The sequence below is a fragment of the Rhodovulum euryhalinum genome (assembly GCF_004342445.1).
GTDB lineage: Bacteria > Pseudomonadota > Alphaproteobacteria > Rhodobacterales > Rhodobacteraceae > Rhodovulum > Rhodovulum euryhalinum.
In genome coordinates this window covers 90,802-115,327 of sequence record NZ_SLWW01000013.1, presented here as the reverse complement: position 1 = coordinate 115,327, position 24,526 = coordinate 90,802, and the positions used below count along the sequence as shown (strand labels likewise).

The following is a 24,526-nucleotide window of genomic DNA, read 5'->3' as shown; positions in this document are numbered from 1 at the left end:
GCCGAGACGCTGCAGGGCCTGGTCACCCGGTTCCGCCTGCGCCAGGCCCGCACCACAGCCCCGATGGCCGCCCTCCGCCTCGTCGGACCGGAGGCGGAACCGGACGCCCCCGCCATGTTCCGGCCCGGCCGGCGCGTGGTCGGGGCCGACGACTGGCGCGAGTTCTGATCGCGCCCCCTGCGGCGTCACGCGTCAGGGCGCCGGTCTTGCCCGGCGCCCGGCGGCATGTGCGCCGGGATTGGACAAGCGGTCCTGCGGGAGTTATGTGAGGGCGCAAGCACAGGAGGCCCCATGCGCCCGCGCGATATCACGATCCCCGACCAGCGCCACCCGGAAAAGGCGCACCGCCCCGACAACGCCCAGCCGAAGAAACCCGCCTGGATCCGGGTGCGCGCGCCGGGCGGGCAGGGCTATCAGGATACGCACCGGATCATCCGCGAACACGGGCTTGCCACGGTCTGCGAAGAGGCTGGCTGCCCGAACGTGGGCGAATGTTGGGCGCATGGCCATGCGACGATGATGATCATGGGCGAGATCTGCACCCGCGGCTGCACCTTCTGCAATGTCGCCACCGGGCGGCCCGACGCACTCGACCCGTTCGAACCGGGCCGGGTGGCAGAGGCGGTGGCGCGGCTGGGCCTGCGCCACGTGGTGATCACCTCGGTCGACCGCGACGATCTTGACGACGGGGGGGCCGAGCATTTCGCCCAGACCATCCGCGCCACCCGCCACCGCGCGCCCGGCACCACGATCGAGGTGCTGACGCCCGATTTCCTGAAATGCCCCGCATCGGCGCTTGAAACCGTGGTTGCGGCGAAACCCGACGTGTTCAATCACAACCTCGAAACCGTGCCCGGCCTCTATCCCGAGGTGCGCCCCGGCGCGCGCTATTTCCAATCGCTCCGGCTCTTGCAACGGGTCAAGGAGATCGACCCGGGGATGTTCACCAAGTCGGGCATCATGGTCGGGCTTGGCGAGGATCGCCAGGCCGTGCTCCAGGTCATGGACGACCTGCGCGCGGCGAATGTGGATTTCCTGACCATCGGGCAGTACCTGCAGCCGACGCCGAAACACCACGCGGTTGCCCGTTTCGTGACCCCCGAGGAGTTCGCCGCCTACGAAAAGGCCGCCTATGGCAAGGGCTTCCTGATGGTCTCGGCGACACCGCTGACCCGGTCGAGCTATCACGCGGGCGAGGATTTCGTCCGGCTCAGGGCGGCGCGGGAACAGGCGCTGGCATCGCGGTGAACGTCCGCCGCGGCCGGTGTCACACCCGCCGTTCGCGGCCCGATATCACCATCAACTCGCCGATATTCTCGCGCGTGATATAGCCGACCATCCGCCCCGAGGGTTCGGTCACCGCCACCGCCGGGGCGCCGGTGTCCTGCAGCGCGTCGAGCGCAGCGTCCAGCGGCGCGGCCAGCGGGACGGCGGGAATACCCTCGGTCATCGCCCCGGCGATCGGGCGCATCCGGTTTCCCTCGGCAAGCGCGGCGAACAGGGCGTTCCGGGTCAGGAATCCAAGCAGGCCGCCGTCCGCATCCATGACCGGGAACTCGTGCTGCGTGGTGCGGATCACCGCGTTCGAGGCCACCTGCAGCGTATCCGAGGGGTGCAACGCCTCGAACTGGGTGATCATGGCATCCCGCGCCCGCAGGTGGCGGGCCATGTCGCGCAGGCTGACATCGGCACTTTCGGCGCCCGCGGCGATGAAGACGAAGATCGCGATCAGCACTAGAACAGGGCTGCCCCAGGTCAGCCCGAGGAAGCCGAAGACGAAGGCCAGCACCTGGCCCGACCGTGCCGCAAGCCGGGTGGCGGCGACGCGGCCCATGCCGTAGGCCAGCGCGGCCCGGAACACCCGGCCGCCATCCATCGGAAAGGCGGGGATCATGTTGAACAGCACCAGGAACAGGTTCACCGCGGCCAGCTTGCCCCAGAACCCGGCGATGCCGCCCTGTTCCAGCGCGGCCAGCCTGTCCAGGTCGGTCTCGGCGCCCAGCATCACCAGCAGCGCCCAGATCACCACGTTCACCGCCGGGCCCGCGAGCGCGACCGCGATTTCCTGCCCCGGCTTTTCCGGCATCCGGTCAAGCCGGGCAAGGCCCCCGATCGGCAGCAGCGTGATGTCCGGCGTCGCGATCCCGAAGCGGCGCGCCATCAGGGCATGACCGAATTCATGCGCCACCACGCAGGCGAACAGCGCCAGGACGAACACGATGTTGACGAGCGCCGCCACCGGCCCTGCCGCCAGCCAGGCAGCGGCCCCGATCCAGGCCAGCAGGAGGAAGAAGGTGGCATGCACCTTCAGTTCCGAGCCGAACAGACGGCCGATGGAAAAGGACCAGGTCATCGCTCTCGCCCGGCCGTGCGGGCCGCTTGGGTCACCCTAGAACGGGATCTCGTCGTCAAGATCGCCCGCGGGCGCCGGCCCCGGGCCGCCCCCGCCGAAATCGTCGCCGCGCCGGTCGTCATAACCGCCCTGGCCATAGCCGCCACTGCCATAGCCGCCGCCCCCGCCACTGCCGCCCTCGGACCGGCTGTCGAGCAGCGTCAGCTCGCCGCGATAGGGGCGCAGGACGACCTCGGTCGAATAGCGGTCCTGCCCGGACTGGTCCTGCCATTTGCGGGTCTCGAGCTGGCCCTCGATATAGACCTTGGACCCCTTGCGCAGATACTGCTCGGCGATCCGGACCAGAGGTTCGGAAAAGATCGCGACCGAGTGCCACTCGGTCTTCTCGCGCCGCTCGCCGGTGGTGCGGTCCTTCCAGTTTTCCGAGGTGGCGATGCGCAGGTTGCACACCTTGCCGCCACTCGGAAAGCTGCGCACCTCGGGGTCGCGGCCGAGATTGCCGATGAGGATGACCTTGTTGACCGAACCCGCCATCTGCGTGCCCCCTGTCGAATCTGAACTGTCGCTTTTTCCCGTTACACCACCCCGCCGGGGATAAGGGAAGGCGAAAATCCGCACCCGCCGGGCCGGGCGCTGCGGGGCTGCGCACCCGGGGGCTGGCCCAGGACCGCGTTTTTGCCTATAGTGCCGCCGTTCGAAGCAAGCACGCGGAAGAGGGACGGCGTTGCGGAACTTCATGGCTGCCCTGACGCTGATCGGGCTTGCGGCATCGTCTGCCCTTGCCGACACCACCGTGTCTTCCAAGGCTCGCGCTGCGCTCTTCAAGTCGCAGACCCGCGTCCTCGACGGGCGCGCGGCACAACAATATGCCAATTCCATCCGGCTTCAGCCGCAGCAGGTGATCACGCCTTCGGCGGGCGGCAACCTTGCCTATACGGGCAGGTATCGTGGCGAATATCTGGATCTCGCCCGCACGGCCGCGCGGCGCCACGGGGTGCCGGAAGATCTGTTCCTGAGGCTCGTGCAGCAGGAATCGGCGTGGAACCACGGGGCGGTGTCGCACAAGGGGGCAATCGGGCTGGCGCAGCTCATGCCCGAGACGGCGCGTCGGCTGGGCGTTGACCCGCGCGATCCGCGGGCCAATCTGGATGGTGGCGCGCGCTATCTGCGCCGCCAGTTCGACCGGTTCCGGTCCTGGAGGCTGGCGCTTGCCGCCTATAATGCCGGGCCCGAGGCGGTCGAAAAGCACGGCGGCGTGCCGCCCTATGACGAGACGCGCAACTACGTGCGCAAGATCTGGGGCAGCTAGAGTCAGGGCAGGGGCCGCGCCTCACTCCGCCCCGGGCACCAGCCGCGTCACGCCCACCGCCGCCGCCCGCGCAAGGGCGGGGTCCAGCGACATCGGGATATACTCTCCGCGCCGCCACAGTTCGCCCAGGTCGTCGTAGTGGCGGCTGAGCGGATGACCCGACTGCCCCGTCGAGATCACGAAGACCGAGCTGTCCGGATCGGCGAAGTCGTAGACGCCGCGGAATCCCGCGCCATGGACATTGGCAAAGGGTTCGGGGCCGGTACCACGGGTCAGCCCGCGGTTCAGCGTGTTGTCGCCCCCCGAGGTCGGCTGGCGGATGTTCACGAACCACTTCACGAACGGCACCTCGCCCAGCACCGGGTGATCGTGCCACGCCTGATGCGCCGTGCCCCAGCGCAAGGATTCAAGCGACCCGCCATAGGTCTCGTCCAGCCACAACAGCGCCTCGTCCAGCGACCGCCGCGCCATCTCGGTGCAGGTTTCGACAGCCCCCGACTGGCGGATGTCGCACCAGGCCCCGGCGCCGTCGATGTCGCGGAACACGCGCTCGATGAAGACGGGGTCGACATGGGTGAACTCGACGGCCAGCGGGCCCAGTTCGTCGCGGATCAGCCTGTCCTGCAACTGGCGCAGCCAGGCGGCATAGATCAGCGGTTCGGGCAGATGCTCGTTCATCTCGCCATTCCAGGCCGCCAGCAGTTCCAGCGCGCGCTGGCGCCGCCGCTCGGGGCTGCCGGCGGGCGCTGGATCCCCGGTGAACCACAGATCGCCCGCGATCAGCGGCAACAGCGACTGCGCAGTGAAGGACACGGTGTCCAACTGTGCCTCGATGAAGCTTTCGCGGGTATGGACCGATCGGCGCTCCATCAGCGCCTTCCAGCGTTCGATCCGCTGGGTGTCGCCCCAGTCATGGCTGACATGCAGCGGAAAGGGACGTTCCACCAGCTTGTTGTTGGTGTTGCCGAGGATGCCGCTTTCGGGCGCACGAAAGCGCGGGTTCGCGGCATAGTTCAGCCAGCCCTGCCAGCGGTTCTCGTCCTTCCAGCCGGGGACCGGCAGGCGGCCTTCGCTCTGATGACCGGCCAGCCTGCGGGGCATCGCCCCGATGGTCTGCATCGCGATGGTGTCCTGGTCCACCACCATCAGGTTCTGCGAGGGCGCGATGTAGAACCGCCCGGTTTCCAACGCCTCGTCGACGCTGCGCGCGCGCATCAGTTTCAGCGCGGCGCTGACCGAGGTATCGGCGCCGTTCAGCAGGGTCCAGCCAAGTGCCGTGACATGGCCGGGCGGTGTGATCGACCCCAGGCCGAAATGGTCCCCCGGCAGGACCGGGCCGTTCGCGGTCCAGCGCATGGTGATCGTCACCGGCTCGGCCTCGGCGACGCGGATGATCGTGCGCCGGGTCTCGAAGGGTTCGAACCCGTCCGGTGTGCGGTATTCCTCGGGGTTGTCTGGGTTAAGCTGCTCCAGGAACACGTCCTGATCGTCCAGGTAGGACGACGCCATCCCCCAACCCAGATGCGCCGACCGCCCCGCAAGGATCATCGGCATCCCCGGGATGGTGCCGCCGATCACCCCGCCGGTGGCCAGTTCCAGCCGCGCCAGATACCAGATCGCGGGCGCCGAAAAGCCCAGATGGGGATCGTTGGCCAGCAGCGTGCCCCCCGCGGCCGACCGTGTCGGCGCTGCGGCGAACACGTTCGAGGCCGACGCGAAGGCGCGCGGGGCAAAGGGGGACAGCGCCCCCCCGGCCATGCGGCTCAGCGGCGCGGCCGAGGGCACGACGCCGGGGGCGATGTCGGAATAGTCGGGCAGGGCGGCCAGCCCCGTGCCCGGCGCGTCGGGCAGGATGTCGCGCACCCGCTCGGGGTCGATCAGCAGCGAGACGCGCGCGCGCAGCACTTCGGTCTCCAGATGGGTCGAGAGCCGCAGCCCCATCAGCTTGGCGATGGCGATCGAATCGGCTGGCTGCCACAGCGCCACCTCTGGCGGGAAAAGGAAGAACTCGGGCGCGCCCCGGCCGCGGGCATCGGAATTGACCCGCGCGATCCAGGCGTTCACCCCGTCCGCATAGGCCTGCAACGCGCCCGCCGCATAGGGATCCTGCGCCTTGACCGAACTTTGCGCCAGCCCGTAAAGGTCAAGCCGCCGCACCAGTTCGTCGATCTTCAGCGTCTCGGCGCCAAAGTTCTCGGACAGCCGCCCCTGTGCGGTACGCCGCAGCACGGTCATCTGCCACAACCGGTCCTGGGCATGGGCAAAGCCCAGGCCGAAGAACACGTCCTTGTCGGACGCGCCGAAGACATGGGGCACGTTGGCATTGTCGCGCACGATCTCGACCGGCGCATCCAGGCCTGGCGCCGCAAGGGTCGCCTCGTACTCGGGCAGCGAGCGCGCGGCCAGGTAATAGACCGTGCCGCCGGCCAGGACGGCCAGGATCACAGCGGCCGTGAACAGCCGCAGAAGCCACCGGAATAGCGCGGCCATCTCCGCCCCGTTGTTGACGCCCCGACTGGGGCCGTTAGTTAGGGGCAAACGCCACCGACTGCAACGAGGGGAGGAGCCAATGGCGAAAGTCACATTCCTGGGGCTGGGGGTGATGGGCTATCCGATGGCGGGCCATCTGGCCGCCAGCGGCCACGCGGTCACCGTCTACAACCGCACCGCCGCCAAGGCCGAGGCCTGGGTTGCCCAGCATGGCGGCAGATCCGCCCCGACCCCCGCCGAGGCCGCAAGCGGCGCCGAATTCGTGATGGCCTGTGTCGGCAATGACGACGACCTGCGCGCGGTCTGCACCGGGCTTGACGGCGCGTTTGCGGGCATGGACCGGGGGGCGGTCTTCGTCGATCATACCACCGTCTCGGCCGCCGTCACCCGCGAGATGCATGGCCTTGCGGCCGACCGGGGCGTGGCCTTCGTCGACGCGCCGGTCTCGGGCGGGCAGGCAGGGGCCGAGAACGGCCAGCTTGTGGTGATGTGCGGCGGCGACGAGGCGCCCTATGTCCGTGCCGAACCGGTGATCGGGTCTTACGCCAAGCTCTGCCGGCGGCTGGGTGACAGCGGGGCTGGGCAGCTGACCAAGATGGTCAACCAGATCTGCATCGCGGGGCTGGTGCAGGGGCTGGCCGAGGGGCTGCATTTCGCCGAGAAGGCCGGACTGGATGGACGGGCGGTGGTCGAGGTGATCGGCGGCGGCGCGGCCGGAAGCTGGCAGATGGTCAACCGCTACGAGACGATGATCGAGGACCGCTTTGATTTTGGCTTCGCGGTCGACTGGATGCGCAAGGATCTGGGCATCTGCCTGGACACCGCGAACGAGACCGGCGCCAGCCTGCCGGTCACCGCGCTGGTGGACCAGTTCTACAAGGATGTGCAAAAGCTGGGCGGCGGGCGCTGGGACACGTCGAGCCTGATCCGGCGGCTGCGCGCGATGGGCTAACGGCGGCGCGGTCAGGGCCGCGCAGGCAAGGGGGCGTGGTGCAGTCTGTCCTGATCTATTTCGCCGCGGCGCTGGCCGAAATCGCCGGGTGCTTTGCCTTCTGGATGTGGATCCGGCTGGACCGGTCCGCACTCTGGCTTGCCCCGGGGCTGCTGTCGCTTGCGGTGTTCGCCTGGCTGCTGACGCTCAGCCCCGCAGATCACGCAGGGCGCGCCTATGCCGTCTATGGCGGGATCTATATCGTGTCGTCCCTGCTATGGCTTTGGGCGGTCGAGGGCCAGCGGCCGGATCAATGGGACAGCCTCGGCGCAATCCTTTGTCTGGCAGGCGCCGCGGTCATCCTGTGGGCGCCACGCACCGGCTGAGACGGCCGCGCGGTGCGTCTCAGGGGATGATGCGCGTGTACTTGGTGCCCTCCAGCGACGCGCCGACGATCAGACCCTGCTGGCCGAAGATCAGCGCGATCACCGGATCGAGCGAAGTCACCGTGTCCGCAGAAACCGCGCCGGCATCGTCGAGCACGGCATATTCCAGGTCCGCCCCGGCCGACCAGCCTGCGCCAGAGCGGAATTTCCGCAGCGCCTCGGGGGTCATGAAGAACAGCGCATGCGCGTATTGCTGGGCGCCGATCTGCAGGCCAAAGCTTGCCTGGGTGGCCGAATAATAGTCGACGGTGACATTGTTCACCCGCAGCGCGCCGCGCCCGTAGGCGCCGCCGACCCACAGGCCGGCCTTGGTGATCAGCGGCATCCAGAGGATGCCCTGTGCCTTCTCTGCCAGGTCCATCGTGCCGGGGAACCGGCTGAAGAGGTAGTTCCGCGTGCCGTCTACCCGGCTGTCGATCTGCCCGCCGCCACTGCTGCCGACGCCGTTGCCACAGGCCGCAAGCGCCGTACTGGCGCCCACCGCGCCGATGAAGCCGCGCCGGGAATAGCTGCTCTTTGTCTTGCCATCTTGCATAGCTCGGTGCCTCTTGTTGTGGCCTTTCCAGCCCTTGCCACAAACTATAGAGGTACGCATCCGCCATGTCACGTGCCCACTCGCGCGGGATGGCGATTCCTTGCGCAGGCAGCGGGGTCAGCGGCCCCGACTTGGGTTCCCCCCCCCGCCGGTCAAAGCGGTCGAGCGTTCGGCGATGGTGCGGGGCCTATCGCGTCCCGCCCGCTGCCGGCCTATGATCCGGGCCATGGACGAACGGATCATCCAGACCGAGGCCTGCCTTGCGGAAGGCGCGGCGCATCTGGTGCGGGTCGAGCCGCGTTTCGGCACGGCACTGGCGCTGACCGGTCCCTTGCCGCTGCGGCGGCGGGCGGACGGGTTCGCCGCACTGATGTCGGCAATCGTGAGCCAGCAGGTTTCGGTTGCGGCGGCGGATGCGATCTGGGGGCGGCTGTCTGCGGCCGGGCTGGTCGCGCCCGAACCGGTTGCCGCGGCCTCGGAAGAGGCGCTGCGGGCCTGCGGGCTTTCGCGTCAGAAGGCACGCTATGCCAAGGCCCTGGCGGCTGCGGGGATCGACTATCGGGCGCTTCGCACCGTGCCTTCCGCCGAGGTGGTCGCCCGCCTTGTCGAGGTGCCGGGGATCGGGCGATGGACCGCCGAGATTTACGCGATGTTCTCGCTCGGCCGGGCGGATGTCTTTGCCCCGGCCGACCTGGCCCTGCAGGAATCCGCGCGGCTGCTTTTCGGGCTCGAGACCCGCCCGGCCGAGCGGGCCTTGCGCGAGATGGCCGCGCCCTGGGCGCCCTGGCGGGCGGTTGCCGCGCGCGCGCTTTGGGCCTACTACCGGGTGGCCAAGGATCGGGAGGGTGTCAGGTGACGAGGGCATTGCAAGCGGGCCGCGCGGGCGCAGCCAAGGGCGAGGCCGAACGGCTGGTGATCTTTCTGCACGGTTATGGCGCGAACGGCGCGGACCTGCTGGGCCTTGCCGAGCCGCTGGCCCCGCACATGCCGGGCACCGCGTTCCTGGCCCCCGACGCGCCCGAAACCTGCGCCGGCGTGCCCTTCGGCTATCAGTGGTTCCCGATTCCCTGGATCGACGGGTCGTCCGAGGAGCAGAGCCGCGCGGGCATGGGGCGGGCGGTGGACGATCTGAACGCCTGGCTTGACTCGGTCGCCGAGGACGAGGGGGTCAGCCCGATGCGGACGGTGCTGTTCGGCTTTTCCCAGGGCACGATGATGGCGCTGCATGTCGGGGCCCGCAGGGCGCCCGCCTGCGCCGGGATCGTGGGCTTCTCGGGGCGGCTGCTGGATCCCGAGCTTCTGGAAGACGAGATGGTTGCGCGTCCGCCGGTGCTGCTGGTCCATGGCGATGCGGATGACGTGGTGCCGATCGCGGCGCTGCCCGAGGCGGGCAACGCGCTGAGCGCCGTGGGATTCGATGTCTATGCCCATGTGATGAAGGGTACTGGTCACGGCATCGCCCCCGACGGGCTGAGCGTGGCACTTGCCTTCATGCGCGAGCGGCTGGGGATCGAAACGGGCTGAACACCCTGCCTGTCCGGATCCGTCCGCCGCTCAGCGCAGGGCGGGCAGGGTGGTGCGCAACAGGCCCGTCCCGCCCGGCCGCCAGCCCAGCGCATGCGCCCGGTCGGTCTGCATCGCGCTGACCGGGGCATCGCTTGCTGGCGGCAGGGGATGGTCCAGCCCCTCGGCCGCGGCAAGCATCGCCAGCAGGTCGTGCCGGTCAAGCAGGATATCCGACAGGTTGATCGCCCGGCCCGCGACGGCGCTGGCCGGGGCGGTGCGGATCAGCCGGGCGGCGGCGGCCAGGTCGGCCCCGTGCAGTTCGGTGCCGCGGCGGGGGACGATGGGGTCGCCGCGCCGGAAAGCGTCGAACAGGTCCGCCCATTTGTGGCGCTGGCCGGGGCCCGGCGGGCCGTAGATGCCGGTGGCGCGCAGGGACACGGGGGCGAAGCCGGGGGCGGCAAGCGCGAACAGCGCGTCCTCGGCCCGGGCCTTGACCTCGCCGTAAAGCGTGTCGGGCCGGGGGTCCATGTCCTCGGACAGGTCGGTGCCGGGCGGGTAGGCGCCATAGACCGCGCGGGTGGACAGGAACAGCACGCGCGCCACCCCCGCCGCACGCGCGGCCTCGAATAGCGCGACGGACCCGGTCAGGTTGGCACGCATGAACCCCTCGGGATCGTCGCCCTCGCCGCCGCGATAGCGCCCCGGCACATGCGCGAAGGCGCAGTGGATCAGACAGTCGATCCCGGTCAGCTCGGGCCGGTCGCCCAGCGCGTAGGGAATGTGCGCGACGGGGCCTGGGAAGAAGCCGTGCGGCGGGGGAGTGCGGGTCAGAACGCTGACGGGTTCGCCCGAGGCCCGCGCCTCCTCCACGAAGAAGCGGCCGACAAGCCCGGTGGCGCCGGTGACCGCAAGGCTCATGCGCGGGGGCCGGGCAGGGTGGCCGGATCGGGGATGTCCTCGCCGCGCTCATAGGCGCGCCACAACTCGATCAGCGGGCGCAGGCGGTCGGCCTTGGCGTGGTCCTGCCACGGCTTTTCATACTGGAAATGCAGCACGCGGATGTCGGGCCAGGACCACAGCTCGGGCAGGTTGAACCAGACATATTGCAGCATGTTGTCGAATACCGGCAGGCCGTGCCAGCCGGGGAAGAAGTCCTGCAGGAAGGTCTGGTCGGTGCGCCGCCAGAACGCCCCCGGCGCGTCGAGCCGCGCCAGCATCCGGTCATAGGTCGCGGGATCGGGCCTTGCGGTGAAGACGCCCGAGTTCATCCGGTGGAAATCGGCAAGGCTTTCGTAGACGTTCGGCGCGGCGCAGAACTCGGGATAGTGGAACAGCCGGTCGATATTCTGCAGCACCAGCGTGTCGGCATCCAGGAACACCACGCGCTCGTAGTCGAGCTGCCAGAGCCGCAGCTTGCAGAAATTGTCGAGCGGCGTGTGGAACGCGGGCTTCTCGCCCCTGGTGAAGGGGGCCAGGCCGTGGATGCGGTCGCGCGCATGGGCCGCGTTGAAGGCGTCGGAGGTGGGCAGGAGGTCGGTCTCGACCAGCCGCGCGCCCAAGTCGGCCAGCGGCGCCAGGCTGTCCCCGGGCACCCCGCCGGTATGCAGCACGCAAACCTCGGCCTCGGTCCGCGTCGTCTGAAGAGAGCGGACCAACGCCTTGGCCCCCAACGCGAAATCCGCGTTGGTGACCAGGGTGACATAGGCAAGGCGCCCGCGCGCCGGGGCGGCGGGCCTGAGGCCGTCGCTCACGATACGGACTTGAGCTTCTTGCCCTCGACATCGTGGACGACACGGGTGGCGATGTCCTTGGTCCAGGCGGACACGCAGGGCACGCGCGAGCGGTCGACGCGATGGGCGAATTTCTTCGCCACCTCGATCACCTCTTCCAGCAGGCCCTCCTGCAGCGTGATCGGGTTCAGACCGAGGTCGAGGAAGTGGTCGTTCTTCACCACCAGTTCGTTCTCGGCGGCCTCTTTCCGCGGGTTCGGCAGGTAGGCGATCCGGGCGCCGGTCATCTTCGCCACCAGTTCGGCCAGGTCGCGCACCCGGTGCGTCTCGGTCATCTGGTTGAAGATCTTCACCCTGTCACCGCGCTCCGGCGCGTCCTTCAGCGCCAGTTCGACGCAGCGCACCGTGTCCTGGATGTGGATGAAGGCTCGCGTCTGTCCGCCCGTGCCGTGCACCGTCAGCGGATAGTCGATGGCAGCCTGGGCCAGGAACCGGTTCAGCACGGTGCCGTAGTCGCCGTCATAGTCGAAGCGGTTGACCAGCTGCGGATGGCGCCTAGTCTGGTCGGTGTTGGTGCCCCAGACGATACCCTGATGCAGGTCGGTGATCCGGACGCCGTCGTTCTGGGCGTAGAACTGGAACAGGATCTGATCGAGCGACTTGGTCATGTGATAGACCGAGCCGGGCCGCGTCGGATAGAGGATCTCCATCCCCTTCGCGCCGCTGGGCGTGTCGATCGACACGTCCAGATAGCCCTCGGGGATCGGCGCGCCGATGGTCGAATAGCCATAGACGCCCATCGTGCCGAGGTGCACCAGATGCGCGTCCAGCCCGATTTCCACCATCGCGACCAGCAGGTTGTGGGTCGCGTTGATGTTGTTGTCGACGGTGTAGATCTTGTGGCGGTCCGAGATCATCGAATAGGGCGCGGCGCGCTGTTCGGCGAAGTGGATGATCGCCTCGGGGCGTTCCTTGGCCAGCCAGTCGCGCAGGCGGTAGTATTCCTTGGCCAGGTCGATCAGGTGGAAGTGGATCTTCTCGCCCGTGACCTCCTTCCAGATGCGGCAGCGTTCCTGGATCGAATCCATCGGCGTCAGCGACTGCACACCCAGTTCCGTGTCGATCCAGCGCCGGCTGAGGTTGTCGATGATGTGAACCTCGTGGCCCAGGTTGGACAAATGCAGCGAGGTGGGCCAGCCGCAGAAACCATCGCCTCCGAGAACCGCAATCTTCATCGACTTCTCCTTTCGGACCTTGTGGGCGGGCAGCGTGCCGCGCCCGTGCTGTCATGGCAGCCTTTTCCCGCTTTCATTTGAAGGTTTTGTGTCGCTGCCATCCGGTGCGCGGATTTGGCCACAAATGGATGCAGGTTTCCAGCCCCACGCCCCCCTGCGGCGGAGTGACCTGCGTTATAACGATTATAAGATATTTCCGTGACTCAGCTTTGGTTTCGAGTATACTTTGGGATACACGGGTTGTGCCAAGGTGCGCAGCGGGAGGGACGGACATGCGCGGATACGGAATTGGAGCGGTGGGTCTGGCCGCGATCATCGGGCTGTGCGGGGCATTGGGCGCAGCCGCGCAGGATGCCGCACCACAGATTTCCGAAAGTACCACGGATCATTCCAAGCTCAAGGAATTGCAGAAGGATTTCGCATCAGGCCCCGAGGTGACCGAGGCCTGCCTGTCCTGCCACACCGAGGCTGCGACCCAGGTCAAGCACTCGGTCCACTGGAAATGGGAGTTCGAGAGCCCCTCGACCGGGCAGATCCTCGGCAAGAGCAATGTCGTCAATTCGTTCTGCGGCAACGTCGCCTCGAACGAGCCGCGCTGCACCTCGTGCCACACCGGCTATGGCTGGACCGACATGAGCGAACCTCCGCCGGCCGAGGCAACGGCGGTGGATTGCCTGGTCTGCCACGACACGTCCGGGCAATACACCAAGCTCGACTCCGCCGCCGGCCACCCGCCGCTCGAGGCGAAGGGCAAGACCATCACCGGCGCCGACGCCTGGGTGGTGGATCTGAAGAAGGCGGCGCAAAGCGTCGGCCAGCCGGGGCGCGAGAATTGCGGGTCCTGCCATTTCTACGGCGGCGGTGGGGACAACGTGAAGCATGGTGACCTGTCGTCGGTGCTCTACCACCCCAGCCCCGAGGTGGATGTCCACATGTCGCCGGACGGCGAGAATTTCACCTGCTCGACCTGCCACCATTCCGACAAGCACATCTTCGCGGGCTCGCGCTATGACGTCCACGCGATGGACCCCGAGGGCACCGGCAAGCCCGGCCAGGTCCGCCAGGACGTTGCCACCTGCGAAAGCTGCCACGGCAATGCGCCCCACAAGGCGCTGTCGGTCACGGGGACGAAGCTGAACGACCATGTCGACCGGGTCGCGTGCCAGACCTGCCACATTCCCAGCTTTGCCCGGGGTGGTGTCGCCACCAAGACCGGCTGGGACTGGTCGACCGCCGGCAGGATGGATGCGGCGGGCAAACCGGTGCACGAGGAAGGCTATGTCCAGGGCGACGGCAAGGCGCTGCACACCTATCTCGCCACCAAGGGCGATTTCGAATGGGGCGAGAACGTCGTGCCGCACTACGCCTGGTTCAACGGGCAGGTGAACTATACCACCACCGACGAGGTCATCGACCCGACCGGCGTGGTCGAGATCAACCGGATCGACGGCAGTCCTGACGATGGCCGCTCGCGCATCTGGCCGTTCAAGCGGATGGAGGGGCGCCAGGCCTATGACTCGGGGCTGAACAAGCTGGCCTATTCCAATGTCTGGGGCCCGACGACCGATACCGCCTTCTGGACCAATTTCGACTGGTCCAAGGCGATCGAGGCGGGGATGAAGGCTGCGGGGGCCGAGTATTCCGGCCAGTACGGGTTCGTCGATACCCATATGTACTGGCCGATCACCCATATGGTGGCGCCTGCCGAGAACGCGCTTGCCTGCCGGGATTGCCATGCCGAGAACGGGCGGCTTGCCGGGCTGAGCGGGTTCTACATGCCCGGCTCGCGCCCCCTCAGTTGGGGCGCGCTGGCGGGCATGCTGGTCTTTGCCATGATGGCGGCAGGCGTGATGCTGCACACCGTGCTGCGGCTGATCACCCGAGGCGGAAAGGGAGGGACGACCCATGACTGATACCAGCCACAAGCCCCCGGCGCCGTTCGAACGCGGCCTGACGCCCTGCCCGGACTGCGCCGAGCGCGAGGTCCTGATCTATCCCCGGTTCGAGCGGCTCTGGCACTGGTCGCAGGCGGGCTCGATCGTGATCCTGATGTTCACCGGGCTCGGCATGAATGGCTGGCACAACCTGCTCAGCTTCGAGATGGCGGTCCGCCTGCACACGCTGGTGGCGCTGGCGCTTCTGCTGCTGTGGGTCTTCGCCACCTTCTGGCTGATGACCACCGGCAACTGGAAGGTCTTTCTGCCGCGGGTGTTCGGCCTGTTCGCCGTGGCGCGCTACTATGCCTTCGGCGTGTTCAAGGGCGAACACCATCCCTACCAGAAAAGCCTCGCGCAGCGGCTCAACCCGCTTCAGGCGATGGCGTATGCGGCGCTCAAGACGGTGGTCTTCCCGCTGGTCTGGGGCACGGGGCTGGTCTATCTGACCTACAATTTCTGGGAGACGCTGCCGAATGCGCCGTTCTGGCTCGAACTGGTGGCGAATGTCCATCTCGCGGTCGCCTGGATCGTTGCGGGTTTCGTGATCCTGCACATCTATCTTCTGACCATCGGCCATTCCTTCCGCGAAGGTGTGCGGCCGATGATCGTGGGCACCGAGACGGTGGCACTGACACCCGAGCAGGAGGCCTATCTCGAACGGCACGAGACTTGGCGGCTGGTCGACTGACTGGAGGAAACCCCGCCGGCATGCGAAAAGGCGCCCCGCAGGGCGCCTTGTTCGTTCCGGATCGGTGATCCGCGGCTCAGCGGCCCCAGGTGCGCACCGGGCCGCAATCCATGTGCACGAAGTTCGAACCGGAATAACGCCCGACGCCGCCCGCGTTGCACGCCCCGGCCGCCCGCGCGATCTGGCTCACCGACCGGCTTTTCAGCCGCAGGTCGGCCGCCTGGCCCTTCATGTGCAGCGAGTTCTTTGCCACGCCCTTGGAGCGCGCCCGCAACATGGCGTTGGTCTGCGGGCTGCGATAGCCCGACAGCAGCATATAGGGCTCGTCCACATCCATCAGGCTGTGGGCTGCCGCCATGATGTCGAAGTTGCGAATATCCATCGAGACCACCTGATCGTTGCGCCAGTCGCGCATGAAGTGGTTGATCTCCTTGACGGCTTCCTTGATGTAATCGCCTTCGATCCAGTAGATCGTGTCGATGCTTTCGCCGGTGCGCCCGGAATACATCCGGATCCGCCGGATATCTCCAGCGCCCCGAAGAAGCCCGAAAGCGTTCGCGAAGGTCGGTGCAGCCGCAACGGTTGTCGCAGCGAACGCAGCTAACAGACTGCGGCGCGAAATGCCGTTCTGGGTCATGTGCATATTTTCTCCGCCTGCCCCAGTTTCGTTCCAATGCCGCGATTTCACGGCGTTTTTTGCCTCGGGCCATACTTGCCTGCCCAACGCGTCTATCGCACATCCGCCCATTTCCGCCAAGCATCGATTCGTCGCGGATCCGCCGCGCAGGGGCAAACCGGCAAGAATTTGCTCACTCTTGGGGCATATGGTGCTTTTTCGACGGCCGCTGGATTCTTGCAACAGGATCGGGAATTTCGTTGGCGTCTTGCGGATTTGTGTGTGGACAGCATGACGGGATTGTTCGAATGTCGAAACTTGCGTGCGCGACCGGAAAGCCTGACGGGGGAATGGGTTGATGCGTTTTGTTGATCTGCGCCGGGGTCTGATGGCCGGTGTGGCCGCGGTGGTGCTCGGGCTGGGCGCTCCTGCGCCTGCCAACGCGGCGATGGACCTGACGGCGTTCCGCCAGGCGGTGGCCGAGGCAGCCGCCAAGGACGACGCCATTGCGGCCTTCTACCGGCAACGCGGCTATGCACCGTTCTGGACGTCGGCCGAGGCCGCCGACCGGCGCGCGGCGCTGCTGTCCGTGCTGGCGCAGGCGCCCGACCATGGGCTGCCCGCCTCGCGTTACGATCCCGAGGCGCTGATAGCGGCATTCCGTGGTGCGCGCAGCCTGCGCGACATCGGCCGGGCCGAAGTCGCGGCGATGGACATGTTCCTTGCCTATGCCCACGACGTGAGCTCCGGGGTGATCGAACCGGGCCGCGTGCTGTCCGACATCAAGCGCGAGATCGCCCGCCCCGACCCGGCCACGCTGCTGGCCCGGATTGCCGCCACCGACGATCCCGCCGCCTTCCTGCGCAGCCTCGCGCCGCGCAGCCCCGAATATGCCCGCCTCCTGCGCGAGAAGATGCGCCTGGAACGGCTGATCGCCGAGGGCGGCTGGGGCCCCGAGGTGCCGCGCGGCACGCTGCGCCCGGGACAGTCCGGCGCGGCTGTCATCGCGCTGCGCAACCGCATGATTGCGATGGGGTATCTGTCGCGCAGTGCCGCGGCCACCTATGACGCGGCGCTGCAAACGGCGGTGCAGGCCTTCCAGCTTGACCACGGCATCGCCCCAGATGGCGTCGCCGGCGCGGGCACCATCGACGAGATCAACCTGCCCGCCGAGGCGCGGTTGCGTTCGGTTCTGGTCGCGATGGAACGCGAGCGCTGGCTTGGCAACGATCGCGGCGACCGGCACGTGCTGGTCAACATCACCGATTTCCACGCCCGCATCATCGAAGAGGGCGAGGTGGTGTTCCAGACCCGCTCGGTCGTCGGCAAGAACCAGAGCGACCAGCGCACGCCCGAGTTCTCGGATGTGATGGAGCACATGGTGGTGAACCCCACCTGGAACGTGCCGCGCTCGATTGCCGTCAACGAATACCTGCCCAGGATGCAGGCCAACCCCAACGCGCATGGCTATCTGCAACTCGTCGATGGCAGCGGCCGGGTGGTCAGCCGCGGCGCGATCGATTTCGCGCGTTACACCGCCAGAAACTTCCCGTTCGACCTCAAGCAACCGCCGTCGCGGGGGAATGCGCTGGGTCTGGTGAAGTTCATGTTCCCCAACCCCTACAACATCTATCTGCATGACACGCCGTCGAAATCGCTGTTCGACCGCGAGGTGCGCGCATTCAGCCATGGCTGCATCCGGCTGGGCGACCCGTTCGACTTCGCCTATGCGCTGCTGGCCGCGCAGACCGACGACCCCAAGGGCTTCTTCGCCGCCAAGCTGGCCACCGGGCGCGAGACGCGGGTGGACCTGGAACAACCGCTGCCGGTGCACATCATCTACCGCACCGCAGTGACCGACCCCAGGGGCCGCATGCAGTACCGGCGCGATGTCTATGGCCGGGACGCCGCGATTTTCGAGGCGCTCGAGGCGGCCGGGGTGGCGCTCGCCCCGGTTCGGGGGTAGATCCGGGCCCGAAGAGGACCGGGCGGCGCGCTGCCGACCCGGCCACGGGCAGGGGGTCGGCATGACGTTCACACTCGACCAGATCGCGACCGCGCTTGGCGCGCGGGTCGAGGGCGACGGCAGCCTGCCGATCGTGCGCGCCGCGGAACCCGCCGAGGCCGGGCCCGACGCGCTGGCCCTGGCGATGAACCCGAAATACGCCGATGGCCTTGCGCGCGGCCGGGCCCGCGCCGCGATCCTGTGGGACGGCGCGGACTGGCGCGCCCTTGGCCTTGAGGCGGCGATCTTCGTGCCGCGGCCGCGCTATGCGATGTCCGGGCTGACCCGGCTGATGGATCCCGGCCCCGAGATCGCACCGGGCATCCATCCCAGCGCGGTGATCGACCCCAGTGCCCGGATCGGCGCGGGGGCTGCGATCGGCCCGCTGGTGGTGATCGGCCCCCGCGCGGTCGTGGGGCCGCGGGCGCGGATCGCGGCGCAGACCGTCATCGCCGAGGATGTCCTGATCGGGGCGGATGCGTTGATCCACGCGGGTGTCAGGATCGGCGCACGGGTGATCCTTGGCGAGCGCGTCATCATCCAGCCCGGGGCGGTGATCGGTGCGGACGGGTTCTCGTTCGTCACGCCCGAGAAATCCGCCGTCGAGACGGTGCGCGAGACGCTGGGCGATGCCGGCGGCGCGGCGGCACAAAGCTGGACGCGCATCCATTCGCTGGGCGCGGTCAGCATCGGCGACGATGTCGAGATCGGCGCGAATACCTGCATCGACCGCGGCACGATCCGCGACACCCGGATCGGGTCGGGCACCAAGCTGGATAACCTCGTCCATGTCGGCCACAACGTCGAGATCGGGCGCGACTGCCTGCTGTGCGGGCAGGTCGGCATCGCGGGATCGTCGCGGATCGGCGACCGGGTGGTGTTCGCGGGGCAGGTGGGTGTCAACGACAACATCTTCGTCGGCGATGACGTGATCGCGGGCGGTGCGACCAAGATCTTCACCAATGCGCCGAAGGGCCGGGTTCTGCTGGGCTATCCCGCGATGCGCATGGAGACCCATGTCGAGGTCTACAAGGCGCTGCGCCGCCTGCCGCGGCTATTCGCGCAGGTCGCCGAGCTGCAAAAATCGGTTTCAAAGCGCCCCGGGAGCGACTAAATCCACGCAGGATCAACGAGGCAGAGAGGCAGCCCCATGTCGGACAGCGTGAAGGACAAGGTGATCGCGATCATCGCCGAGCAGGCCGTGCTCGAACCTTCGGACGTGAAGATGGAGTCGACGCTCGAGGACCTGGGAATCGACAGCCTGGGACTTGTCGAGTCGATCTTCGCCATCGAAGAGGCGTTCGACATCCAGGTGCCGTTCAACGCCAACGAACCGACCGAGAGCGATTTCGACATTTCGTCGGTCGCGGCGATCGTGCGCGCGGTCGAGGGGCTGGTCGCCGACCAGAAGGCATGAATCGCGTCGTCATCACCGGCCAGGGCACGATCAACGCGCTTGGCCACACTGTGCCGCAGACGCTGGAGGCCCTGCGCGAGGGGCGCTGCGGCATCGGTGAACTGGACATCCGCGACATCGACCGGCTGTCGATCCGGATCGGCGGGCAGGTCAAGGGCTATGAGCCCGAGGACCATTTCAACCGCCAGCAGATCGCGCTTTACGACCGCTTCACCCAGTTCACGCTGCTGGCCGCGCGCGAGGCGATCGCCCAGTCGGGCCTGGAATTCTGCGGCCAGCTTTCGCAGGAGGCCGGCGTGGTCCTGGGCACCTCGGGCGGGGGGATGACCACGCTCGACGAGAATTACCGCTCGGTCTACGAAGAGGGCAAGAACCGCGTCCATCCCTTCGTCGTGCCCAAGCTGATGAACAACGCGGCCGCCAGCCACGTCTCGATGACCTACAACCTCAAGGGGCCGTCCTTCACCGTGGCCACGGCCTGCGCGTCGTCGAACCACGCGATGGGGCAGGCGTTCCAGATGATCCGCTGGGGGATGAGCCGGGTGATCGTCACCGGCGGGTCGGAATCGATGCTGTGCTTTGGCGGCATCAAGGCGTGGGAAGGGCTGCGGGTGATGTCCAGGGACGCCTGCCGCCCGTTCAGTGCGAACCGCAACGGCATGGTCCAGGGCGAGGGCGCGGCGATCTTCGTCTTCGAGGAATACGAACATGCGCGGGCGCGCGGCGCCGAAATCCTGGCCGAGGTGGTCGGTTTCGCGATGACCGCGGATGCGTCGGACATCGTGATGCCGTCCCGCCAGGGTGCGGCCCGGGCGATCTCGGGTGCGCTGCGGGATGCGCGGCTGGCCGTCGAGGATATCGGCTACATCAACGCCCACGGCACCGGCACCGCGGCCAACGACAAGACCGAATGTGCGGCGGTGGCGGACGTGTTCGGCGCGCATGCCGACCGGTTGATGATCTCGTCCACCAAGTCGATGCACGGCCACCTGATCGGCGGCACCGGCGCGGTCGAATTGCTGGCCTGCATCATGGCGCTGAAGGACGGGGTGATCGCACCCACCATCGGCTACGAGGAACCGGACCCGGAATGTATGCTTGACGTGGTGCCGAACGAGGCGCGCGAGGCCCGGGTCGATGTCGCGCTGTCGAACGCCTTCGCCTTCGGTGGCCTCAACGCGGTGCTGGCGCTGCGCCGGGTGTAAGCGGCTGAACGCCGTTGGGCCGCGGCCGGGGCGGCACCACCCCGGCCCGCGGCTGGCGGCGCGCTACTGCGCCAGGGTTCCGGCCACCAGGTCGTAGGCCGCTGTAAAGCCTGCCAGCGACATCGAGATCTCGGCGGTCTGGTCGGGCGCCATCAGCGGCACGATCGTCACCTTCGCGGCCTTCCCGGCCTTGAAGGCCGCGACTTCTTCGGCGGTCAGCGCAAAGCGCGCATAGCAGGCCTGCGGCGTGCAGAAGGTGAAGCGATAGCGCTTGACCGGAGAGGTGTCGATGCCAAGGCGCAGATCCTCGCTCAGCAGCGTCTCGATCGGCGTTGCGATCTCGACGCCGGCGGCGCGAGGGGCGGCCGCGGGCGGCAGCGGTGCGATCGAGACCTGGCTTACCGGGTTGTCGTTGGCGTCCCGCAGAAGCTGCTGCATGTTGCAGGATTCCCGGTCCTCGGCGATCTTGACACAGACCACGCGCCAGTCCTGGAAGGTATCCTTGACATAGGCCTGGGGCTGTTCGGGGGCGTCTTGCTCGCCCATCGGAAGCCGCTCGACCTCGCCGGTTTCGGCTGCCGGGGGGGCAGCGGTTTCCGTGCCCGCCTCGGGGGCATCCGCCGGGGCGCTGTCCTGGGCAAGCGCGGGGCCGGCAAGGGCGACGATGGCCGCAAGGCCGAGGGTTCGGACGAGTTCACGCATGAGTCTGCCTGCCTAAGCTGTGTTCATTGGCCCGCTCTAGCATGACGGCGGGGGCGTGTCAGGGGGCAATCGGGCTGACGGCGGTCCGTTGCCAGCCGACAGAAAAAGGGCCGCAGCGCGGCCCTTTTACGTGGTTTTCTTGCTCCCTGTCGGACGGGCCGACCTTTATGATGGGCGCAGGCTACGGGCTTTGTTAACAGCCGTCAACAGGCAATGAATCACCCCAAGGCCGCGGCACAACCCCGCATGAAAAAAGGCCGCATCGCGTGGATGCGGCCCAGTCCATCAGGGAGGAAGACCCGCCCAGGCCAGGGACCCGGTCTGCGGGATGAATTCAGACTCGCACGGAAAGGTTAATCAAGTATTGTCGGTCCGGCCGGATCAAGGAAGGAGCGAACAGCTTGTCCCAGCGTGTGTTCATCGGGGGCGGCGGCCCGGACTATGGGGTGCCGCAGTACCTGCGCCTTGACTATGCCAACCGCCACGGGCTGATCGCCGGGGCGACCGGCACCGGCAAGACGGTGACGCTCCAGATCATGGCCGAGGGCTTCTCGGCCGCGGGAGTGCCGGTGTTCCTGTCCGACATCAAGGGTGACCTCGCGGGGCTTGCCGCCGCGGGTCGGGTCGATTTCAAGCTGCACGACGCGTTCCAGTCGCGTGCCGCCAGGATCGGGTTGACCGACTATGCCTATGGCGCCTTTCCGGTCACCTTCTGGGATCTCTTCGGCGAGCAGGGCCATCCCGTCCGGACCACCGTGGCCGAGATGGGACCGCTCCTGCTGTCGCGGCTGCTGGATCTCAACGAGGTGCAGGAGGGCGTGCTGAACGTCGCCTTCCGGGTCGCCGACGACCAGGGCCTGCCGCTGCTCGATCTCGACGACCTGCGCGCGATGCTGGTCTTTCTAGGTGAAAACCCGGACACGCTGTCGCTTGTCTACGGCAATGTCGCGGCCAGTTCCGTGGGCGCGATCCAGCGCCGGTTGCTGGTGCTGGAAAACCAGGGGGGGGCGCGGCTGTTCGGCGAGCCGGCGCTTGATCTCGCCGATCTCATGCGCGTCGCCCCGGATGGGCGCGGCCAGATCAATATCCTCGCCGCCGATGCGTTGATGTCCGCACCCCGGCTCTACGCGACCTTCCTGCTCTGGCTGCTGTCCGAACTGTTCGAGGACCTCCCCGAGGTGGGCGATCCCGAGAAACCGAAACTCGTCTTCTTCTTCGACGAGGCGCATCTGCTGTTCGACGATGCGCCCAAGGCGCTGGTCGACAAGGTGGAACAGGTGGCAAGGCTGATCCGCTCCAAGGGGGTGGGGGTCTATTTCATCACCCAGAACCCAGACGACGTGCCCGGGGATATTCTCGGCCAGCTCGGCAACAGGGTGCAGCATGCGCTGCGCGCCTTCACCGCGCGCGACCGCACCGCGCTGAAACGCGCCGCCGAAACCTATCGCGACAATCCCGGCTTCGATACGGCCGACACGATCCGCGAGGTCGGCGTGGGCGAGGCGGTGACCTCGTTTCTCGAGGACAAGGGCGTCCCCGGCGTCGCCCAGCGCACGCTGATCCGCCCGCCATCCTCGCAGCTTGGCCCCCTCGACCCGGCCGAGCGGGCTGCGCTGCTGGCGGCCTCGCCGATGGCGGGCAAGTACGCCCGGCCCATCGACCGCGACTCCGCGCAAGAGATGCTGGCGCGCCGCGCTGCCGAGGCCGCCCGCGAAGCCGAAGATGCCGCCCGCCGTGACGAGGCCGAGGCCGCCGCCGAACGCGAACACCGCGCCGCCCGGCGCTACTCTGCCCCCGCCCGCGGCTCGGCACGGGCCCGCCGCCAGCCCCCCGCCAGCCTCGGTGCGGCCCTGGGCGACGCGCTCATCAAGGAACTCTCCGGCACCACCGGCAAGCGCCTCGTCCGCGGCATCCTCGGCGGTCTGTTCAAGGGCCGTTGAGCTTCTTCTTGGCCTAAATACTCCCGCCGGAGGCACGCGGCCGCAAGGCCGCGCCACGCCCAACGCCGGACAAGCGGGGCGCATGCCCCGCGCCGGACGGGGGCGGGAGCGCCCCCGCCGCCCTCACAACGGCCGGATCTTCAGCCGGGTGATCCGGTTCGCCTGGCGCTGCAACACCTCGAACCGGAAGCCGTGGAAGGAAAATACCTGCCCCTGGGTCGGGATCGACTGCGCCTCGTGGATCACCAGGCCCGCGATGGTGTTCGCCTCGTCGTCGGGCAAGGCCCAGTCCATCGCCCGGTTCAGGTCGCGGATCGTCATCGCGCCGTCCACCAGGACCGAACCGTCCTCGGTCTGGCGCAGCGGGTGTTCGGCGTCGACGTCGAATTCGTCGGTGATCTCGCCCACGATCTCCTCAAGGATGTCCTCCAGCGTGATCAGGCCGCGCAGGGCGCCATATTCGTCCACCACCAGTGCGAAATGGGTGTGGCGGCGCAGGAACTCGCGCATCTGGTCGTCCAGCGTGGTGGTCTCGGGCACGAAATAGGGCTTCATCGCCACGTCGAGAACGCGAAACTCGTTCAGCTTCTCCGGGCTTGCGTCGGGGCCGCGCATCAGCTTGTTCATCGCGCGCAGCAGGTCCTTGGCATGGATCACGCCGACGATGTTCTCGGGATCGTCCTTGTAGATCGGCAGCCGGGTATGCGCGCTTTCCAGGCAATGCGACAGGATCGTCTCGGGCGCCTCGTCGGCATCCACCATCTCGATCTTGGAGCGGTGCAGCATGATCTCCTCGACCGTCCGCTCGCTCAGGTCCAGCGCACCCAGGATTCGGTCGCGGTCCTCCTTCTCGACAACGCCCTCGGAATGGCCAAGCTGCAGCGCGCCCGCGATTTCCTCGCGCACGGCGAGGATATGGCTGTCGGGGTCGGTGCGCACACCGAAAAGCGCCAGCAACAGCCGCACCAGCGCGCGCACCGCCGAGACCACCGGCGAGAACACCAGGATCACCGGCCGGATCACCGGCGAGACGCGGGCCGCCGCGGTCTCGGCATTGGTGATCGCGTAGGTCTTGGGCAGCACCTCGGCGAAGATCAGCACCAGCAGCGTCATCACCAGCGTGGCCAGCGCCACGCCCGACTCGCCGAAGAGCCGGGTGAAGAGCGCGGTGGCGAGCGAGGCCGCCAGGATGTTGACCATGTTGTTGCCGAGCAGCACCGAGCCGATCAGCCGCTCGTTGTCCTCGGTGATCTGCAGCGCCCGTTCCGCGCCGCGGTCGCCCCGGTCGGCCCGCGCGCGCAGCTTGCCACGCGAGGCGGCGGTCAGCGCGGTTTCCGAGCCCGAGAAGAAGGCCGATAGCAGCAGTAGGAAAAGGATGGCGGCAATCGTTGCGAAAAAGGCTGTGTCGAGCAGCGGGGCTGGGCTTTCCATCTTTCTCTCTGTCGGGGCTGTGCGTCCCAAGTTATGGGGCGCGGCGGGCC

General features: G+C 67.8%; 23 protein-coding genes. 13 read left to right on the top strand and 10 right to left on the bottom strand.

Going from position 1 to position 24,526, the window contains the following annotated elements:
• Positions 1-291 precede the first annotated feature (291 nt).
• Positions 292-1,248: a lipoyl synthase gene (gene lipA, locus EV655_RS15110; RefSeq protein ID WP_132546194.1), complete on the top strand. Its 957-nt coding sequence runs from the start codon at positions 292-294 to the stop codon at positions 1,246-1,248.
• A gap of 19 nt (positions 1,249-1,267) precedes the next feature.
• Here lipA and EV655_RS15105 read toward each other — a convergent pair whose 3' ends face one another.
• Both EV655_RS15105 and ssb read right to left on the bottom strand, forming a co-directional pair.
• On the bottom strand, positions 1,268-2,353 hold the full coding sequence (locus EV655_RS15105) for a site-2 protease family protein (RefSeq protein WP_132546193.1): 1,086 nt from the start codon (positions 2,351-2,353) through the stop codon (positions 1,268-1,270).
• A 36-nt stretch (positions 2,354-2,389) separates the two neighbouring features.
• Positions 2,390-2,887, bottom strand: a complete 498-nt coding sequence (gene ssb, locus EV655_RS15100) for a single-stranded DNA-binding protein (protein ID WP_132546192.1) — start codon at positions 2,885-2,887, stop codon at positions 2,390-2,392.
• A gap of 202 nt (positions 2,888-3,089) precedes the next feature.
• On the opposite strand from ssb, the gene EV655_RS15095 reads away from it, so the two are divergent.
• Positions 3,090-3,662 carry a lytic transglycosylase domain-containing protein gene (locus EV655_RS15095; RefSeq protein WP_132546191.1) on the top strand — a complete coding sequence of 191 codons (573 nt, stop codon included), beginning with the start codon at positions 3,090-3,092 and terminating at the stop codon, positions 3,660-3,662.
• Positions 3,663-3,683: 21 nt separating this feature from the next.
• Here EV655_RS15095 and EV655_RS15090 read toward each other — a convergent pair whose 3' ends face one another.
• Complete coding sequence (locus EV655_RS15090; protein ID WP_132546190.1) at positions 3,684-6,152, bottom strand: penicillin acylase family protein; 2,469 nt, start codon at positions 6,150-6,152, stop codon at positions 3,684-3,686.
• A gap of 79 nt (positions 6,153-6,231) precedes the next feature.
• Here EV655_RS15090 and EV655_RS15085 point away from each other — a divergent pair, with 79 nt between their 5' ends.
• Positions 6,232-7,104, top strand: a complete 873-nt coding sequence (locus EV655_RS15085; protein WP_132546189.1) for an NAD(P)-dependent oxidoreductase — start codon at positions 6,232-6,234, stop codon at positions 7,102-7,104.
• 38 nt (positions 7,105-7,142) lie between these two features.
• Positions 7,143-7,469 carry a YnfA family protein gene (locus EV655_RS15080; RefSeq protein WP_132546188.1) on the top strand — a complete coding sequence of 109 codons (327 nt, stop codon included), beginning with the start codon at positions 7,143-7,145 and terminating at the stop codon, positions 7,467-7,469.
• A 19-nt stretch (positions 7,470-7,488) separates the two neighbouring features.
• On the opposite strand, the gene EV655_RS15075 is transcribed toward EV655_RS15080, so the two are convergent.
• The gene (locus tag EV655_RS15075) at positions 7,489-8,064 is read right to left on the bottom strand and encodes a lipid-binding SYLF domain-containing protein (protein ID WP_132546187.1); all 576 of its coding nucleotides are present in this window, start codon (positions 8,062-8,064) and stop codon (positions 7,489-7,491) included.
• Positions 8,065-8,290: 226 nt separating this feature from the next.
• Between EV655_RS15075 and EV655_RS15070 the strand changes: the two genes are divergently transcribed.
• Positions 8,291-8,920, top strand: a complete 630-nt coding sequence (locus EV655_RS15070; RefSeq protein WP_132546186.1) for a DNA-3-methyladenine glycosylase family protein — start codon at positions 8,291-8,293, stop codon at positions 8,918-8,920.
• On the top strand, positions 8,917-9,588 hold the full coding sequence (locus tag EV655_RS15065) for an alpha/beta hydrolase (RefSeq protein ID WP_132546185.1): 672 nt from the start codon (positions 8,917-8,919) through the stop codon (positions 9,586-9,588). The genes EV655_RS15070 and EV655_RS15065 overlap by 4 nt, the downstream gene beginning before the upstream one ends.
• A 30-nt stretch (positions 9,589-9,618) precedes the next feature.
• On the opposite strand, the gene EV655_RS15060 is transcribed toward EV655_RS15065, so the two are convergent.
• Genes EV655_RS15060 through EV655_RS15050 form a run of 3 tightly spaced genes read right to left on the bottom strand, consistent with a single transcriptional unit; the run spans position 9,619 to position 12,535 of the window.
• On the bottom strand, positions 9,619-10,488 hold the full coding sequence (locus EV655_RS15060; protein WP_132546184.1) for an NAD-dependent epimerase/dehydratase family protein: 870 nt from the start codon (positions 10,486-10,488) through the stop codon (positions 9,619-9,621).
• Complete coding sequence (locus EV655_RS15055; protein ID WP_132546183.1) at positions 10,485-11,321, bottom strand: glycosyltransferase; 837 nt, start codon at positions 11,319-11,321, stop codon at positions 10,485-10,487. Before EV655_RS15055 ends, EV655_RS15060 begins: the two co-directional genes overlap by 4 nt.
• Complete coding sequence (locus EV655_RS15050) at positions 11,318-12,535, bottom strand: NAD-dependent epimerase/dehydratase family protein (RefSeq protein ID WP_132546182.1); 1,218 nt, start codon at positions 12,533-12,535, stop codon at positions 11,318-11,320. Before EV655_RS15050 ends, EV655_RS15055 begins: the two co-directional genes overlap by 4 nt.
• 272 nt (positions 12,536-12,807) lie before the next feature.
• Between EV655_RS15050 and EV655_RS15045 the strand changes: the two genes are divergently transcribed.
• Both EV655_RS15045 and EV655_RS15040 read left to right on the top strand, forming a co-directional pair.
• On the top strand, positions 12,808-14,448 hold the full coding sequence (locus tag EV655_RS15045) for a tetrathionate reductase family octaheme c-type cytochrome (protein WP_165905366.1): 1,641 nt from the start codon (positions 12,808-12,810) through the stop codon (positions 14,446-14,448).
• Complete coding sequence (locus EV655_RS15040) at positions 14,441-15,160, top strand: cytochrome b/b6 domain-containing protein (RefSeq protein WP_132546180.1); 720 nt, start codon at positions 14,441-14,443, stop codon at positions 15,158-15,160. The genes EV655_RS15045 and EV655_RS15040 overlap by 8 nt, the downstream gene beginning before the upstream one ends.
• Positions 15,161-15,236: 76 nt before the next feature.
• Here EV655_RS15040 and mepK read toward each other — a convergent pair whose 3' ends face one another.
• Entirely contained in the window at positions 15,237-15,803 is a 567-nt protein-coding gene (gene mepK / locus EV655_RS15035; RefSeq protein ID WP_132546201.1) for a peptidoglycan L,D-endopeptidase MepK, read from the bottom strand.
• A gap of 331 nt (positions 15,804-16,134) precedes the next feature.
• Here mepK and EV655_RS15030 point away from each other — a divergent pair, with 331 nt between their 5' ends.
• From EV655_RS15030 to EV655_RS15015, 4 genes are all read left to right on the top strand, one after another.
• A complete protein-coding gene (locus tag EV655_RS15030) occupies positions 16,135-17,742 on the top strand; it encodes a L,D-transpeptidase family protein (RefSeq protein ID WP_132546179.1) in 1,608 nt (535 codons plus the stop codon).
• 61 nt (positions 17,743-17,803) lie between these two features.
• On the top strand, positions 17,804-18,895 hold the full coding sequence (gene lpxD, locus EV655_RS15025; protein WP_132546178.1) for a UDP-3-O-(3-hydroxymyristoyl)glucosamine N-acyltransferase: 1,092 nt from the start codon (positions 17,804-17,806) through the stop codon (positions 18,893-18,895).
• A 36-nt stretch (positions 18,896-18,931) separates the two neighbouring features.
• Entirely contained in the window at positions 18,932-19,198 is a 267-nt protein-coding gene (locus tag EV655_RS15020) for an acyl carrier protein (RefSeq protein WP_132546177.1), read from the top strand.
• Complete coding sequence (locus tag EV655_RS15015; RefSeq protein ID WP_132546176.1) at positions 19,195-20,403, top strand: beta-ketoacyl-[acyl-carrier-protein] synthase family protein; 1,209 nt, start codon at positions 19,195-19,197, stop codon at positions 20,401-20,403. Before EV655_RS15020 ends, EV655_RS15015 begins: the two co-directional genes overlap by 4 nt.
• Positions 20,404-20,466: 63 nt before the next feature.
• Here EV655_RS15015 and EV655_RS15010 read toward each other — a convergent pair whose 3' ends face one another.
• Positions 20,467-21,105, bottom strand: a complete 639-nt coding sequence (locus EV655_RS15010) for an invasion associated locus B family protein (RefSeq protein WP_132546175.1) — start codon at positions 21,103-21,105, stop codon at positions 20,467-20,469.
• A gap of 401 nt (positions 21,106-21,506) precedes the next feature.
• Between EV655_RS15010 and EV655_RS15005 the strand changes: the two genes are divergently transcribed.
• Positions 21,507-23,045 (top strand): helicase HerA-like domain-containing protein, encoded by a 1,539-nt coding sequence (locus EV655_RS15005; protein ID WP_132546174.1) that lies wholly within the window; start codon positions 21,507-21,509, stop codon positions 23,043-23,045.
• Between the two features lie 123 nt (positions 23,046-23,168).
• Here the strand turns inward: EV655_RS15005 and EV655_RS15000 are convergent, their stop codons facing one another.
• Positions 23,169-24,476, bottom strand: coding sequence for an HlyC/CorC family transporter (locus tag EV655_RS15000; protein WP_132546173.1), 1,308 nt, complete (start codon positions 24,474-24,476; stop codon positions 23,169-23,171).
• Positions 24,477-24,526: the final 50 nt, after the last annotated feature.